At 69.8% G+C, this 15,217-nt stretch carries 14 protein-coding genes; 8 read left to right on the top strand and 6 right to left on the bottom strand.

The window, feature by feature from the left end; all coding sequences use genetic code 11:
- Window positions 1–27: 27 nt before the first annotated feature.
- Genes sufD through AB0J91_RS28100 form a run of 3 tightly spaced genes read right to left on the bottom strand, consistent with a single transcriptional unit; the run spans window position 28 to window position 3,486 of the window.
- Complete coding sequence (sufD, locus tag AB0J91_RS28110) at window positions 28–1,212, bottom strand: Fe-S cluster assembly protein SufD (protein WP_363874670.1); 1,185 nt, start codon at window positions 1,210–1,212, stop codon at window positions 28–30.
- Window position 1,213: 1 nt separating this feature from the next.
- Complete coding sequence (sufB, locus tag AB0J91_RS28105; RefSeq protein ID WP_132678068.1) at window positions 1,214–2,671, bottom strand: Fe-S cluster assembly protein SufB; 1,458 nt, start codon at window positions 2,669–2,671, stop codon at window positions 1,214–1,216.
- Window positions 2,668–3,486: a metalloregulator ArsR/SmtB family transcription factor gene (locus AB0J91_RS28100; RefSeq protein ID WP_363786586.1), complete on the bottom strand. Its 819-nt coding sequence runs from the start codon at window positions 3,484–3,486 to the stop codon at window positions 2,668–2,670. Before AB0J91_RS28100 ends, sufB begins: the two co-directional genes overlap by 4 nt.
- A gap of 85 nt (window positions 3,487–3,571) precedes the next feature.
- Here AB0J91_RS28100 and mptB point away from each other — a divergent pair, with 85 nt between their 5' ends.
- The 5 genes from mptB (at window position 3,572) to AB0J91_RS28075 (ending at window position 8,885) form a co-directional block, all read left to right on the top strand.
- The gene (mptB, locus tag AB0J91_RS28095) at window positions 3,572–5,149 is read left to right on the top strand and encodes a polyprenol phosphomannose-dependent alpha 1,6 mannosyltransferase MptB (RefSeq protein ID WP_363874668.1); all 1,578 of its coding nucleotides are present in this window, start codon (window positions 3,572–3,574) and stop codon (window positions 5,147–5,149) included.
- Window positions 5,150–5,160: 11 nt separating this feature from the next.
- On the top strand, window positions 5,161–6,093 hold the full coding sequence (locus AB0J91_RS28090) for an ABC transporter ATP-binding protein (protein WP_363786582.1): 933 nt from the start codon (window positions 5,161–5,163) through the stop codon (window positions 6,091–6,093).
- 74 nt (window positions 6,094–6,167) lie between these two features.
- A complete protein-coding gene (locus AB0J91_RS28085; protein ID WP_363874727.1) occupies window positions 6,168–6,884 on the top strand; it encodes an ABC transporter permease in 717 nt (238 codons plus the stop codon).
- A gap of 142 nt (window positions 6,885–7,026) precedes the next feature.
- Window positions 7,027–7,872, top strand: coding sequence for a hypothetical protein (locus tag AB0J91_RS28080; RefSeq protein WP_363786580.1), 846 nt, complete (start codon window positions 7,027–7,029; stop codon window positions 7,870–7,872).
- Window positions 7,873–7,934: 62 nt separating this feature from the next.
- Window positions 7,935–8,885 carry a COX15/CtaA family protein gene (locus AB0J91_RS28075; protein WP_363874666.1) on the top strand — a complete coding sequence of 317 codons (951 nt, stop codon included), beginning with the start codon at window positions 7,935–7,937 and terminating at the stop codon, window positions 8,883–8,885.
- A gap of 215 nt (window positions 8,886–9,100) precedes the next feature.
- Here the strand turns inward: AB0J91_RS28075 and AB0J91_RS28070 are convergent, their stop codons facing one another.
- The gene (locus AB0J91_RS28070; RefSeq protein ID WP_235876999.1) at window positions 9,101–9,604 is read right to left on the bottom strand and encodes a transcriptional regulator; all 504 of its coding nucleotides are present in this window, start codon (window positions 9,602–9,604) and stop codon (window positions 9,101–9,103) included.
- Between the two features lie 99 nt (window positions 9,605–9,703).
- Window positions 9,704–10,021, bottom strand: coding sequence for a hypothetical protein (locus AB0J91_RS28065; protein WP_363874664.1), 318 nt, complete (start codon window positions 10,019–10,021; stop codon window positions 9,704–9,706).
- A gap of 184 nt (window positions 10,022–10,205) precedes the next feature.
- On the opposite strand from AB0J91_RS28065, the gene AB0J91_RS28060 reads away from it, so the two are divergent.
- Window positions 10,206–11,174: a quinone oxidoreductase gene (locus tag AB0J91_RS28060; RefSeq protein WP_363874662.1), complete on the top strand. Its 969-nt coding sequence runs from the start codon at window positions 10,206–10,208 to the stop codon at window positions 11,172–11,174.
- A 94-nt stretch (window positions 11,175–11,268) separates the two neighbouring features.
- Here the strand turns inward: AB0J91_RS28060 and AB0J91_RS28055 are convergent, their stop codons facing one another.
- Entirely contained in the window at window positions 11,269–12,201 is a 933-nt protein-coding gene (locus AB0J91_RS28055; RefSeq protein ID WP_363874725.1) for a heme o synthase, read from the bottom strand.
- 451 nt (window positions 12,202–12,652) lie between these two features.
- Here AB0J91_RS28055 and tkt point away from each other — a divergent pair, with 451 nt between their 5' ends.
- Entirely contained in the window at window positions 12,653–14,749 is a 2,097-nt protein-coding gene (tkt, locus tag AB0J91_RS28050) for a transketolase (RefSeq protein ID WP_363874660.1), read from the top strand.
- 14 nt (window positions 14,750–14,763) lie between these two features.
- Window positions 14,764–15,217 (top strand): transaldolase family protein (locus tag AB0J91_RS28045; RefSeq protein ID WP_363874658.1); only part of this gene is annotated, 454 nt, incomplete at its 3' end.

Here is a 15,217-nt window from a genome sequence, read left to right as displayed (position 1 = left end):
CCGAAAGTCTGAAATCGATCGTGGCGCTCAGGCGCCGACGACTGCGAGCTCTTCCTCGATCTCGGCCTCGAGGCGCTCGCGCACCTCGGGCACGTTGATCTTCTGCAGGAGCTCGCCGAAGAAGCCGCGCACGACCAGGCGGCGGGCCTGGTCCTGCGGGATGCCCCGGGCCTGCAGGTAGAACAGCTGCTCGTCGTCGAACCGGCCGGTGGCGCTGGCGTGGCCGGCTCCCTCGATCTCGCCGGTCTCGATCTCCAGGTTCGGGACCGAGTCGGCCCGCGCACCTTCGGTCAGCACCAGGTTGCGGTTGAGCTCGTAGGTGTCGGTGCCCTCGGCGGCGGCCTGGATGAGCACGTCGCCGATCCACACCGAGTGCGCCGAATTGCCCTGCAGCGCGCCCTTGTAGAGCACGTTGCTGCGGCAGTTGGCCACGCTGTGGTCGACCAGCATGCGGTGTTCCAGGTGCTGGCCCGCGTCGGCGAAGTAGATGCCCAGCAGCTCGGCGTCGCCGCCCTTGTCGGCGTAGTTGACGGTGGTGTTCACGCGCACCAGGTCGCCACCGAGGGTGACGGCGAAGTGGCGGAACACCGAGTCGCGGCCGAGGGTGGCGTGCTCGGAGCTGACCTGCGTGGCGTCGCCGGCGAAGTCGTGGATGGACACGACCCGCAGCTGGGCGCCGTCGGCGACGACGAACTCGACGTTGTCGCCGATGGTGCCCGAGCCCCGGTAGTCGATGACGACCACGGCTTCGGCGAACTGCTCGGCGTGGATCTGCAGGTGGCCGAAGGCGACCTGGTCCGCGCCGGGGCCGTCGATCGTGACGGTGATCGGCCCGTCGGGCTTGGTCTCCTTGGGCACCGTGACCACGGTGGCCTCGGTGAAGGCGCTCCAGGCCTGGGCGGCGACGCGGTCGGCGGGCACGCCGCCCTTGCCGATGCGCGCGTCGTCGCGGTCCACGGTCTCCACGTTCGCCTCACCGGTGACCTCGATCTTGAGGTTGCCGGTGGCGGTGGCGGAGCCGTCGTGCAGGCCCTTGAGCCGCTTCAGCGGGGTGAACCGCCAGTCCTCCTCGCGACCGCCCGGGACCTCGAAGGCCTCGACGTCGTAGGAGCGGAAGCGCTCCCCGCGGGAGGCCTGCGGAACCACAGGCCCCCCGTGGGAGTGCTCGGCGAGGCCGTGCTGAGCGGCGTCGTCGGTCTTGGTGGTGCTCATCTCAGCCGACGGCCCCTTCCATCTGCAGCTCGATCAGTCGGTTCAGTTCCAGCGCGTACTCCATCGGCAGCTCGCGCGCGATGGGCTCGACGAAGCCGCGGACGATCATCGCCATGGCCTCGTCCTCGGTCAGACCGCGCTGCATCAGGTAGAACAGCTGGTCATCGCTGACCTTGGACACCGTCGCCTCGTGACCCATGGTCACGTCGTCGACGCGGACGTCGACGTACGGGTACGTGTCGGAGCGGCTGATGGTGTCGACCAGCAGCGCGTCGCACTTGACGTTCGACGAGGAGTGGTGGGCGCGCTTGGCGACCTTGACCAGACCCCGGTAGGACGTGCGGCCACCACCGCGGGCGATCGACTTGGAGACGATCGTCGAGGAGGTGTGCGGCGCCAGGTGCTCCATCTTCGCGCCGGCGTCCTGGTGCTGGCCCTCGCCCGCGAAGGCGACGGACAGGACCTCGCCCTTGGCGTGCTCGCCCATCAGGAACACCGAGGGGTACTTCATGGTGACCTTGGAGCCGAGGTTGCCGTCGACCCACTCCATGGTCGCGCCCTCTTCGGCCTTGGCGCGCTTGGTCACCAGGTTGTAGACGTTGTTCGACCAGTTCTGGATCGTCGTGTAGCGGCAGCGGCCGCCCTTCTTGACGATGATCTCCACGACCGCCGAGTGCAGCGAGTCGCTGGAGTAGATCGGGGCGGTGCAGCCCTCGACGTAGTGCACGTAGGCGCCCTCGTCGACGATGATCAGCGTCCGCTCGAACTGGCCCATGTTCTCGGTGTTGATCCGGAAGTAGGCCTGCAGCGGGATGTCGACGTGCACGCCCGGCGGCACGTAGATGAAGGAACCACCCGACCACACGGCGGTGTTCAGCGCGGAGAACTTGTTGTCACCGGCCGGGATGACCGAGCCGAAGTACTCCTTGAAGATCTCCGGGTGCTCGCGCAGGGCCGTGTCGGTGTCCAGGAACAGCACGCCCTGGGCCTCCAGGTCCTCGCGGATCTGGTGGTAGACGACCTCGGACTCGTACTGCGCGGCGACACCGGCGACCAGCCGCTGCTTCTCCGCTTCCGGGATGCCGAGCTTGTCGTAGGTGTTCTTGATGTCCTCGGGCAGGTCTTCCCAGGTCTGGGCCTGCTGCTCGGTGGACCTCACGAAGTACTTGATGTTGTCGAAGTCGATGCCCGACAGGTCCGCGCCCCAGTTCGGCATGGGCTTGCGGTCGAACAGCTTCAGGGCCTTCATGCGAGTCTCGAGCATCCACTCGGGCTCGCTCTTCTTGTCCGAGATGTCGCGGACGACGTCCTCGGACAGACCTCGCTTGGCGGTTGCGCCCGCGACGTCGTTGTCGGCCCAGCCGTATTCGTAGCTGCCCAGCGTCGCCAGGGTTTCTTCCTGGGTGAGCTGACCAGAACCGTCGGTGGTGGGATTGCGCTGCTCCGCAGCGGCAGTCATACGGACTCCCCTCCAGCAGGAATCGGGGCGGTGTTCTGCCGGTCCTTCGGGACCGAACCGGCAGAGGTCTGTTCGGCGTCCGGGCTCTGGCCCGGATCCGTCAACCGCGCGGTTGGTACGTGCGTGGTGCAGGCCGCATCACCGTTCGCGATCGTGGCCAGCCGCTGCACGTGGGTGCCGAGTACTTCGGCGAACGCCGCCGTCTCGGCTTCGCACAGCTGCGGGAAGTCCGCAGCCACGTGCGCCACCGGGCAGTGGTGTTGGCAGAGCTGCTCGCCGCTTCCGACGCTGCGCGCCGAGGCAGCGTAGCCCTCCCGGGTGAGCGCGTCGGCCAGTACCTCCGCGCGCTCGGCCGGGGTCCGAGCGGCCACGAGAGCGTCGCGGTGATGGGCAACGAGAGCTGCCATCCTCCGCTCGGCGAACTCGCGCACCGCTTGTTCCCCTTCGTGTTCGGCGATGAACCGCAGTGCCGCCACCGCCAGGTCGTCGTAGGCGTGCCCGAACCTCGCCCTGCCCGACTCGGTGAGCAGGTAGAGCTTGGCGGGCCGGCCACGACCCCGACGGCCGCGCGGAGAGGACTCCCGGGTGTAGGCCTCACCCTCGGCGACCAGCACGTCCAAGTGCCGGCGCACCGCGGTGGGGCTGACCCCGAGTTCTTCGGCCACCGCCGCAGCGGTGATCGGCCCCCGTTCCAGCAGCAACCGCGCAACCGTGTGACGGGTCCGGCCGTCGCCTTGCGCAGCCGTGCCGAGCTGGCCCGCAGGCCCCGTCTCGGTGGCGGCTGCGGTCGGCTTCGACGTCCCGACCTTTTTCACAACACGAATGTTACCTATTTCGATGGCAGGCACCAGGGCGCGGGGCGAGCACGTGACCTGACTCACGCTATTAGGCTTCGTCCTCGTGGCTGCAGGCGAAACGACGAACCAGGTGGCGTTGCTCCCCGGATCGGACTCCTCCGAACGGACCAGCACGCTGCCGATCGACCATGCCGAACGGAGGCAGCTCGACCACATCCGCCGCTTCGGCACCACCGGATCTCTGATCCTGGCCGCCGGAGCGTTCGGCGCAGGCGCCAACCCGGTCATCAACCCGCTCTACGGCGCCCGCCTGCTCGGCCTGCTCACCCGGATGCCCACGGTGGCGATGGCCATCTGCTGGCTCGGGATGCTGATGATCGTCGCCGCCTGGCTGTGGCTGGGACGGCTGTGCCTGCCCGGACGCGAACGCATCCTCACCGTCGGCCAGCTGGCGCGCACCGCCGCGATGTGGGCCCTGCCGCTGGCGCTGTGCCCACCGCTGTTCAGCACCGACATGTACAGCTACCTCGCGCAGAGCGAGGTGGCCGCGCGCGGCCTGAACCCGTACCTGGTCAGCCCGGCCATCGGGCTGGGCGTGGACCACCCGTTCACCAGCAACGTGCCCAACATCTGGCGCGACACCCCGTCGCCCTACGGGCCGCTGTTCCTGATGTTCGGGCAGGTCATCTCGCGGATCATCGGCGACAACGTGATCTTCGGCGTGCTGATCTGGCGCGTGGTGATGCTGTGCGGCCTGGCGCTGGCGATCTGGGCGATCCCCCGGCTGGCCCGCCGCTGCGGCGTGCACCCGGCCGCCGCGCTGTGGCTCAGCGTGGCCAACCCGATCGTGCTGTTCCACGTGATCAGCGGCATGCACAACGAGGCGCTCATGGTCGGCATCATGCTGACCGCCATCGAGCTGGGCCTGCGGTTCCAGTCGCTCCCGGGAACCGTCGCCGCCGGCGTGCTGCTGACCATCGCCGGGGCGATCAAACCGCCGGGCTGGATCGCGCTCGGCTTCTTCGGCATCTGCCTGGTGCTGCTGCAAGGCGGCCGATGGCGCGACCTGTTCCGGATCGGCGGGCTGCTCGGCGCGGTGTTCCTCACGACCATGACCGTGATCACCGTGGGCAGCGGCTGGGGCCTGGGCTGGATCGACACCTTCGACGTGCCCAACCGGGTCAAGACCTTCATGGCCCCGCTGACCGCGTTCGGCATGACCGGCGGCGGGGCGTCCACGCTGCTGGGACTGGGCAACCAGACCGACGCGATGCTGGCCATCACCAAGATCATCGGCTACCTGATCGTGGCCGCCGCGTGCCTGTGGATGCTGTGGCTGTCCTTCCGCGGTCGCATCCAGCCGCTGGTGGCCATGGGCGCGACGTTCCTCACGCTGGCGCTGGCGGTCCCGGTGCTGTGGCCCTGGTACCTGCTGTGGTCGGTGGTGCCGCTGGCGCTGTCGACCAACAGCTCCCGGTTCCGGGTCACCGCGACGGTGATCTGCGCCGCGGTGTCGCTGCTGATCCCGCCCACCGGCGCCGGATTCGTGCTGCGCGCCTACCAGATCCCGCTCGCCGTGATCGCCGCGCTCATCGCCTTCGCGATCACGGTCGTGCTGGTGAGGAAGCGCATGCCCGTTCTCTGGCCCACCCTCGGCCGTGTTCGGCCCGTCACGCAATAGGCTGTGAATCCGTGAGCAACGAGAGTCCGGCCGTCCTGCTGCGCGGGCTGGAGAAGCGCTTCGGGGACACCACCGCGGTCGCCGGGCTCGACCTGTGCCTGCCGCGCGGCAGCGTGCTCGCGCTGCTGGGTCCCAACGGCGCGGGCAAGACCACCACGGTGGAGATCTGCGAGGGCTTCCAGCGTCCCGATCGCGGCGAGGTCCGCGTCCTGGGCCTCGACCCGCGCACCCAGGGCGAGCAGCTGCGACCCCGCATCGGCGTGATGCCGCAGGGCGGCGGCGCCTACCCCGGCGTGCGCACCGAGGAGATGCTGCACCTCGTCGCCGCGTGCACCGCCGACCCGCTCGACCCGGCCTGGCTGCTGGAGGTGCTCGGGCTGGAATCGGTGCGCCGCACCTCCTACAAGCGGCTCTCCGGTGGCCAGCAGCAGCGCCTGTCGCTGGCCTGCGCGCTCATCGGCAGGCCGGAGCTGGTGTTCCTCGACGAGCCCACCGCCGGACTGGACCCGCAGGCCCGTCGCATGGTGTGGGACCTGGTCGCGGCGCTGCGCCGGGACGGCGTGAGCGTGCTGCTGACCACGCACCTGATGGACGAAGCCGAGGCGCTGGCCGACCGGGTGGTGATCGTCGATCACGGTCGCGCGGTCGCCGACGGCACCGCCGAAGAGCTCACCGCGCCCGCTGACGGCAAGCAGGAGCTGCGGTTCCGCTCGCAGTCCGCGCTCGACCTGGAACTGCTGCTGGCCGCGCTGCCCGAGGGCTACAACGCCGAGGAGCTGCGCCCCGGCGACTACGTGGTGCGCGGCGAGATCAACCCGCAGGTGGTCTCCACGGTGACCGCCTGGTGCGCCCGGCACAGCGTGCTGGCCCAGGAACTGCGGGTGACCCGCCGCAGCCTGGAGGACGTCTTCCTGGACCTGACCGGACGGGAGCTTCGATCGTGACCGCCGCCGAGCTCGGTGACCGGTTCCCCGCCGGAACCTTCGCCCCCTCCCCCGGCCGCGGCAGGCCGCTGCGGATGCTGGCCGCCCAGACCCGCATCGAGACCCTGCTGATCGTCCGGCACGGCGAGCAGGCCCTGCTGACGCTGATCATCCCGATCGCCCTGCTCATCGGCATGAGCACGATCCACATCGGCGACCTGCCCGAACCCCGGGTCAACTCGGTGATGCCGAGGATCCTGGCGCTGGCGGTGATGTCCACGGCGTTCACCGGCCAGGCCATCGCGCTGGGCTTCGACCGCCGCTACGGCGTGCTCAAGCGCCTCTCCGCGACGGCGCTGCCGCGCTGGACGCTCATCTCCGGCCGGGTGCTGGCCACCTTGCTGGTCGTGGCGCTGCAGGCCGTGGTGCTGAGCGTGACCGCGCTGCTGCTGGGCTGGTCTCCAGCCCTGACCGGGCTGCTGCCCGGCATCGGGCTGCTGGTGCTGGGCACGCTCGCCTTCGGCGCGGCCGGTGTGCTGGTCGGCGGCGCGCTGCGCCCGGAGATCGTGCTGGCGCTGGCCAACGCGATCTGGTTCGTGCTGCTGCTGGCCGGAGGCCTGGCGCTGCCCGCCGACGACCTGCCCGGTCCGCTCGCCGTCATCGCCGGGTTCCTGCCCTCGGGCGCGCTCGCCGAAGCGCTCGACGCCGTCCTTGTCCACAGCGCCCTGCCGGGCGCGCAGCCGATCCTGGTCCTGCTCGCCTGGGGCCTCGCCTGCGGAGGGACGGCGCTCCGCACGACCCGGCTGACCTGACCGAACCCGCGCGAGCGCCGGAGGCGCTCTCCCCTCCGGCGAGGACGGCGGCACTGGCGATCCCGGAGCCGGAAGGCGTCCGAGGTTCCCCTACCGGCACCGCCGAGCGGAAATACCCGATGTTCCTTCTAAAGTGGCGGGCATGACGAAGATCGCTCGGCATGCCAAGGCATCCCTCGAACTGATCCACGCGATGATCTACTTCGCCCCGGAGGCCGAAGACCGGTTCACCAAGCTCGGTCTCAAGCCCGGCCGGATGAGCTACTACGCGGGACGTTCCGCCGCGATGGGTCCGGTCGGCGCCGGTGTGGTGGCCGCGACCTTCTACAACTTCAACCCGGTCTCGGTCGCCAAGTCGATCCCGGCCGCCTGGGACATCGTCTCTCCCGCCGAGGTGCTCGACGCCCGCCTGGACGCCGTGGACGCGGCGTACCACCGGCTGCTCGGCGACGAGGTGCTGGCCTCCGAGGACGTCGTGGAGTGCGCGGAACTGGCGCGGGTCGCCTCCGAGGCGTGCCTCCCGGACGGCAAGCCGCTCTACGCCGCGCACGCCGACCTCGACTGGCCCGAGACCCCGCACCTGAAGCTGTGGCACGCGATCACGCTGCTGCGCGAGTTCCGCGGCGACGGCCACATCGCGGCCCTGCAGCAGGCCGGCATCTCCGGCATCCAGTCGCTGGTGCTGCACAGCACCATGCGCGGCGGGTTCACCCCGGAGGCCGCCCGCACGCTGCGCGAGTGGTCGGAGCAGGAGTGGGCCGAGGCGGCCGAGCAGCTGCGGGAGCGCGGCCTGATCGACGCCGACGGCGAGCTCACCGAGGAGGGCAAGCAGTTCCGCGAGTCCGTCGAGCTCCGCACCGACGAGATGGCCCTGGCCCCGTGGCAGCACCTCGGCGAGGAGCGCACCGCGACCCTGGTCGAGAAGGGCGGCAAGCTCAGCAAGGCCCTCGCCGAAGCCGGAGCCCTGCCTGCCGGGCTGTTCAAGTGATCGAGCTTTCCCAGGCGTGACCTGCGGGCGGGTTGATCCGAGGCGCCGAATACCATTCGGTTGTGGCGCTACCTACTTGGATCTCCCGCCCGTCACCGCGCACCGTGCGGATCCTCGCGATCGCCGTGCTGGTGACGCAGGCATTGATCTCGGTGACCGGTGCGACCGTCCGCGTGACGGGCTCCGGACTGGGATGTCCGACCTGGCCGCAGTGCTTCCCGGGCAGCATGGTCCCGATGCCGCACGCGGAGGTCGCCGTCCTGCACCAGGTGATCGAGTTCGGCAACCGGCTGCTCACCGGTGTCGTCGGCTTCATCGCGCTGGCCTGCCTGGTGGCCGCCTGGCGCTGCCGCCCCCACCGCAAGCGCCTGGTGCTGCTGGCGCTGATCATGCCGCTGGGCGTGGTCGCGCAGGCGATCATCGGCGGCCTGACGGTGCTGGTGAACCTGGCATGGTGGAGCGTCTCGGTGCACTTCATGGCCTCGGCGGTCCTGATCTGGCTGGCCGCGATGCTGGTCAAGGCCACCACCGAGGGCGACCGGGCCCCGCTGGCCGTGGTCACCAGGCCGATGCGCCGACTGCTGGTGGCGCTGGTCGTGGTCACCGCCGCGGTGCTGGTGGCGGGAACGCTGGTGACCGCCGCAGGCCCGCACGCCGGTGATCCGGACACGCCTCGCCTGGGCTTCGCCGTGGCCACCCTGGTCCAGCTGCACGGCCTGCTGGTGATGGCCTACGTGCTGCTGCTGGCGGTCTTCGGCGTGTGGCTGCGCTCGGCCCGGCCCACCAAGGCGCTGATCAAGGCCTACGTCGCGGCGTGCGCGATGGTCCTCGTCCAGGGCGCGATCGGCTCGGTCCAGTACTTCCTGGGAGTCCCGGAGCTCCTGGTCGTGCTCCACGTCGCCGCCGCCACCTGCGTGATCATCACAACGGCCATCCTCTGGACCGAGTCCCGCAACCGCGGCCCCCTCCCCCACCCCGAAGTCACCGAAACCCAGCACTCCGTGGCGGTGTGACGGCGAGGAACCGTCTTTCGACCTGCCGCAAGCGGGGTAGCCGCGAGATGCGAGACCACCCTCGCAACTCGCACCGCGGCAGGTTCTCAGCGGTTCTCTGGGGAGGACAGCCGTAGCGCCGTGTTTGGCATACATCAGTCTCCGGATCCCGGAGCCAGAGGGCCGCTGAGGTTCCGCCACCCGCACCGCCAAGCAGGAAGACCACCCACGATCTCCTAGAACTTCAGCTTGGGCTTGCCTTCTCTTTCCCAGCGCCTCCAGAGCTCGGGCATCTCCCCGGAGAGCCACTTGTAGAACTCGTTGACGGTGCGCAGGCGGCGGGCTCGTTCGCCCTGGCCGCTGAACATGCGCAGGCCGGTGGCGGTGAGCTCTTCGAGGTCGGTGACCCGCTCCATGCGCTGCCGCACCAGCGCCGGCCATCGGTCCTCCTCCACCTGGTAGAGGGCGGCTTCCCGGCCTTGGCGGGTGGTCTTGGAGATCACGCCGAGGCGCATCAGCAGGCGGACGTTGGTGCTGATCGATCCGGTGCTGGCGGCCAGGGCGTGGGAGAGCTCGTTGGCGGTGCGCTCCGGCGGGTCGCAGATCAGCAGGAACGCCAGGATGCGGCCGGCGATGAGCGGCATGCCCTCGGTCGCTTCGAAGTGGGCCGCCATCTGCTCGATCCACTCCGACATGGCGGGCCGGTCGGTGCGCTGCAGGTATTCCTCGGCCTCGGACACGCCGCCTCCCTCTAGATCGAGTTCAGTACCCGCTGAAAACATAAACCACAGCGAACGACTCGACCAGCCGGTGGCGACGGCGTGTCCGGAAGTGCCAGGTCAGCTGGCGCGCGGACCGGCCATCTTGCGGCGGTGGGCGGCGCCGATCTTCAGGGCCGCGGTGGTCTCGGAGTCCCACTCGTGGGCGGTCAGGCCGTCGACGGCCTCCACCAGGGCCTCGCCCACGGCGGGACTGGTGACCATGACGTCGCCGAGGCGGCCGTCCTCGCCGATCAGCACCACCCGGGCGCCGGCACGGCCGATGTTCTCCACCACCGCGCGGGCCGACCCACCGTGGTCGGCGACGAACGCCTTGGCCACGGCCAGGGCCTTCGGGGTCGGCGCGGTGCTCTGCTCGGTGTCCTTCTCGGCTGTCATGCCGGGATCCTAAACAGGTTCCGCCTCGGGGCAGAACCGGTCGTTGCGCACGACACTCGTTCTCGGGCGCTTCAGCGGCTCGCACCCGAAGATGGGAAGCGGTGGTCGTGGGCGGGATGATCGACGGCGGCCGTCGCGTTGCTCCTGACGGCCATGAAGCTAGCCCCTGCGAAGGAGAAGACAGATGCGCGCGATTCGGGTGGCGACCAACGGCGGTCCGGAGGTCCTCGAACTCGGTGAGGTCGAGGCGCCCGAGCCCGGCCCCGGTCAGCTGCTGGTCGACGTCGCCGCCGCCGGGGTCAACTTCATCGACACCTACCAGCGCAGCGGCCTGTACTCGATGCAGCTGCCGTTCACCCCGGGTTCCGAAGGCGCTGGCGAGATCGTCGCGGTCGGCCCGGACGTCGACGGGTTCGCGGTCGGCGAGCGGGTCGCGTGGGCGATGACACCCGGCAGCTACGCCGAGAAGGCGCTGGTCCCGGCGAGCTCGGCGGTCAAGGTCCCCGACGGCGTGGCCGACGACCTCGCCGCTGCGGCGATGCTGCAGGGCATGACCGCGCACTACCTGATCAACTCGACCCACGAGGTCACGACCGGGGAGACCGTGCTGGTCCACGCCGCTGCCGGCGGCATGGGGCTGCTGCTGACCCAGCTGATCAAGTCCAGGGGCGGGAACGTCATCGGCACCGTGTCCACCGAGGAGAAGGAGCGGCTGGCGCGCGAAGCCGGTGCGGACGAGATCATCCGCTACACCGAAGCCGACGTGGCCGCCGAGGTCAGCGACCTCACCGACGGGCGCGGCGTCGACGTGGTCTACGACGGGGTCGGCAAGTCCACGTTCGAGGCGAGCCTGGCGAGCCTCCGCCCGCGCGGGACGCTGGCGCTCTTCGGCGCCTCCAGCGGCCCGGTGCCGCCGATCGACCCGCAGCGCCTGAACTCCGGTGGCTCGCTGTTCCTGACCCGGCCGTCGCTGGGGCACCACCTCCTCAACCGGGAGGAGCTCGACTGGCGCGCGGGCGACGTCTTCAACTGGATCACCAGCGGCACGATCAACATCCGCATCGGTGGCACCTACCCGCTGGCCGACGCCCGCAAGGCCCACGAGGACCTCGAAGGCCGCCGGACCACCGGCAAGCTCCTCATCCTCCCCTGACCAGCCTTTTTCGAATTTCGCGCGAAATTTGAATCCGAAAGTTCGGGCTCAAATTTCGCGCGAAATTCGAATCCCGCTGCCCGGCTGAGGCGGCCTACCAGGGCCAGCCGAGGACCGGGAGGCTGAGCGCCGAGTCCACCGCGAGGGCCACGAACACGATCATCAAGTACGTGTTGGACATGTGGAACAGGCGCATGGGCTTGGTGGGCACGCCGCGCTTGGTGGCCGAGTGCAGGCGGTGGGCCAGCACGATGAACCACGCGCCGGAGGCCACCGCGAAGGCGGTGTAGAGCCAGCCGGTCGCCGGGACCAGCAGCAGCGTCCAGATCACCATGAGCCAGGTGAACAGCACGATCTGCCGGGACACCGCGGCCGGACGCGCCACCACCGGCAGCATCGGCACACCGGCGCGCTCGTAGTCGTCCTTGTACTTCATCGCCAGCGACCACGTGTGCGGCGGCGTCCAGAAGAACACGACGCCGAACATCACCAGCGCGGGCCAGTCGATGCGGCCGGTCACCCCGGCCCAGCCGATCACCACCGGCATGCAGCCGGCGGCGCCGCCCCACACGATGTTCTGCGCGGTCCGCCGCTTGAGGACCATCGTGTAGATGAAGACGTAGAACAGGATCGTGGCCACGGCGAGCACGCCTGCCAGCAGGTTCGTGGCCGCCCACAGCACCAGGAACGAGCCCGCGCCCAGCGCGACGCCGAAGATCAGCGCGTGCCGGTTGGACACCGTGTGCCGCACCAGCGGCCGGGCCCGCGTGCGCTTCATCACCTGATCGATATCGGCGTCGACCACGCAGTTGAGGGCGTTCGCGCTGCCCGCGGCCATGGTTCCGCCGACGAGCGTGGCCAGCACCAGGAAGGGCGAGGGAATGCCGCGCACGGCCAGCAGCATGGCGGGGATGGTGGTGACCAGCAGCAGCTCGATGACCCGCGGCTTGGTCAGCCCCAGATAGGCTTTGAGCAGGTCAGCGACCTTGCGGACAGGCTGACCGGAGAGTTGCGCGGCGGTGGTCACGACGCTGCGCTCACCGACGACATGACACTCCCCGCACTTGCCGAGCACGCTCTCACCGGTTCCCGAAGAACGGAACCGAACCGTTAAGCAATAGTAGTCGCGCTACTGAAGCCGGTCCCGCGCGGGTGCGAGTGCGCCTGTTCACAGGGGTCACGGGCTAAACTGGGGCCGTTCGGCGATCAGCCGCGTTCCGGCGGTTCATCAGCGCGAAAACCGGTACTCGTGCACGCTGGTCGACGAATCGCCGGCACCCCGTCGTCTGGGCCACGGTCCTCGCAGGTCGAGGCTGGTCAGCCGGGGGACTGCACCGTTTCTCAACGGGCCGCCGGGCGCCTGATCCGGAGAGGCTAGGCTGCCCGACGGACGAGGGATAACTGCGGTTCGAATCGGTCCAGTGGACCGTTCGCCGCGTTGAGGGAAATACCGCCGAAGGAAAACTGGAGCTGCGTCCGTGTCCGTCACCGACGACCTTGCCCGCTTGACGACCAAGCGACTGCCCAACGACTGGACCGAGCTGGATCAGCGCGCCGTCGACACCGCGCGCGTGCTCGCCGCCGACGCGGTGGAGAACTGCGGAAGTGGCCACCCGGGCACGGCGATGAGCCTCGCGCCCGCCGCCTACGCCCTGTTCCAGCGCGTCATGCGGCACGACCCCACCGACCCCGAGTGGATCGGCCGCGACCGCTTCGTGCTGTCGGCCGGGCACTCGAGCCTGACGCTGTACGTGCAGCTGTTCCTCTCCGGCTACGGCCTGGAGCTCGAGGACCTCAAGCAGCTGCGCAAGTGGGGTTCGCTGACCCCGGGTCACCCCGAGTACGGGCACACCAAGGGTGTGGAGACCACCACCGGGCCGCTGGGCCAGGGCCTGTCGACCGCGGTCGGCATGGCGATGGCCGCGCGCCGCGAGCGCGGTCTGTTCGACCCGGAGGCCGGCGCGGGCGAGAGCCCGTTCGACCACCACATCTACGTGATCGCCTCCGACGGCGACATCGAGGAGGGCGTGACCTCCGAGGCGTCCTCGCTGGCCGGCGTGCAGCAGCTGGGCAACCTCACGGTGATCTACGACGCGAACGAGATCTCCATCGAGGACAACACCGGCATCGCGCTGACCGAGGACACCGCCAAGCGCTACGAGTCCTACGGCTGGCAGGTGCTCACCGTTCACGGCGGTGAGGACGTGCAGGGTCTGCTGGAGGCCATCGAGTCCGCCAAGGCCGAGACCGCCCGCCCCACGCTGATCGTGCTGCGCACGGTCATCGGCTACCCGGCGCCGACCAAGATGAACACCGGCAAGGCCCACGGTGCCGCGCTGGGCGGCGACGAGGTCGCCGAGATCAAGAAGGCGCTGAGCTTCGACCCGGAGCAGTCCTTCGAGGTCGCCGGTGAGGTCCTGTCCCACGCCCGCGAGGTCGTCGAGCGCGGCAAGCAGGCGCACGCCGAGTGGCAGATCGCCTTCGACAAGTGGGCCGCGGCCAACCCGGAGCGCAAGGCGCTGCTGGACCGGCTGGCCACCCGCGAGCTGCCGGCCGGCTGGCAGGAGAAGCTCCCGAGCTGGGAGGCCGACGGCAAGGGCGTCGCCACCCGCAAGGCCTCCGGTGAGGTCCTCAACGCGCTGGCCGACGTGCTGCCCGAGCTGTGGGGCGGTTCGGCGGACCTCGCCGAGAGCAACAACACCAGCATGAAGGGCCAGCCCTCGTTCGGTCCGGAGTCGATCTCCACCGACGCGTGGTCGGCCAACCCCTACGGCCGGACGCTGCACTTCGGCATCCGCGAGCACGCCATGGGCGCGATCCTCAACGGCATCGCGCTGCACGGCGGCACCCGCCCGTACGGCGGCACCTTCCTGGTGTTCAGCGACTACATGCGTCCGGCGGTGCGCCTGGCGGCCCTGATGAAGGTCCCGTCGATCTTCGTCTGGACGCACGACTCCATCGGTCTGGGCGAGGACGGCCCGACGCACCAGCCGATCGAGCACGTCGCCTCGCTGCGCGCGATCCCGGGCTTCTCGCTGGTCCGCCCGGCGGACGCCAACGAGACCGCCGCCGCGTGGAAGACGATCCTGGAGAACCCCACCGGCCCGGCCGGCCTGGCGCTGACCCGCCAGGGCGTTCCGACGTTGGAGGGCGTGACGGCCGACGGCGTCGCCAAGGGCGCTTACGTCCTGGCCGACGCGGCCAACGGCAACCCGGAGCTGATCCTGATGGCCACCGGTTCCGAGGTCCAGCTGGCCGTGGAGGCCCGCCAGGCCCTGGAAGCCGAGGGCGTGGCCACCCGCGTCGTGTCGTTCCCGTGCGTCGAGTGGTTCGACGCCCAGGACGAGGCGTACCGCGAGTCGGTGCTGCCGAGCTCGGTGAAGGCCCGCGTCTCGGTCGAGGCCGGCATCGCCATGCCGTGGTACCGGTTCGTCAAGGACGCCGGCGAGTCGGTTTCGCTGGAGCACTTCGGCGCTTCGGCCGACTACAAGACCCTTTACGAGCAGTTCGGCATCACCACCGAAGCCGTTGTCGCAGCTGCTCGACGCAGCCTGAGCAACGCCAAGCAGGCGTGAGCGGAGGAATTCCTGTGACGACCAACGCGAACCTCAAGGCCCTGACCGAGGCCGGAGTTTCGATCTGGCTGGACGACCTGTCCCGCCAGCGCATCAGCTCGGGCAACCTGGCCCAGCTGATCACCGACCAGGCGGTCGTCGGGGTCACGAGCAACCCGACGATCTTCGCCAACGCGCTGTCCAACGCCGCCGACTACGCGGACAAGGTCAAGGACCTGGCCGCGCGCGGTGCCGGCGTCGACGACACCATCCGCGAGCTGACAACGGCGGACGTGCGGGATGCTGCGGACATCTTCCGCAACGTCTACGAGTCCACCGGTGGTGTGGACGGTCGGGTGTCGCTGGAGGTCGATCCGCGGCTGGCGCACGACACCGACAAGACGGTCGCCGAGGCGATCGATCTGTGGAAGGCCGTGGACCGGCCGAACCTGATGGTCAAGATCCCGGCCACGGTGGCGGGTCTGCCGG

The sequence above is a fragment of the Saccharopolyspora sp. NPDC049357 genome (assembly GCF_040677225.1).
Taxonomy (GTDB): Bacteria; Actinomycetota; Actinomycetes; order Mycobacteriales; family Pseudonocardiaceae; genus Saccharopolyspora.
The sequence above is the reverse complement of the archived record's forward strand: the minus strand, read 5'-3'. Positions and strand labels throughout refer to the sequence as shown.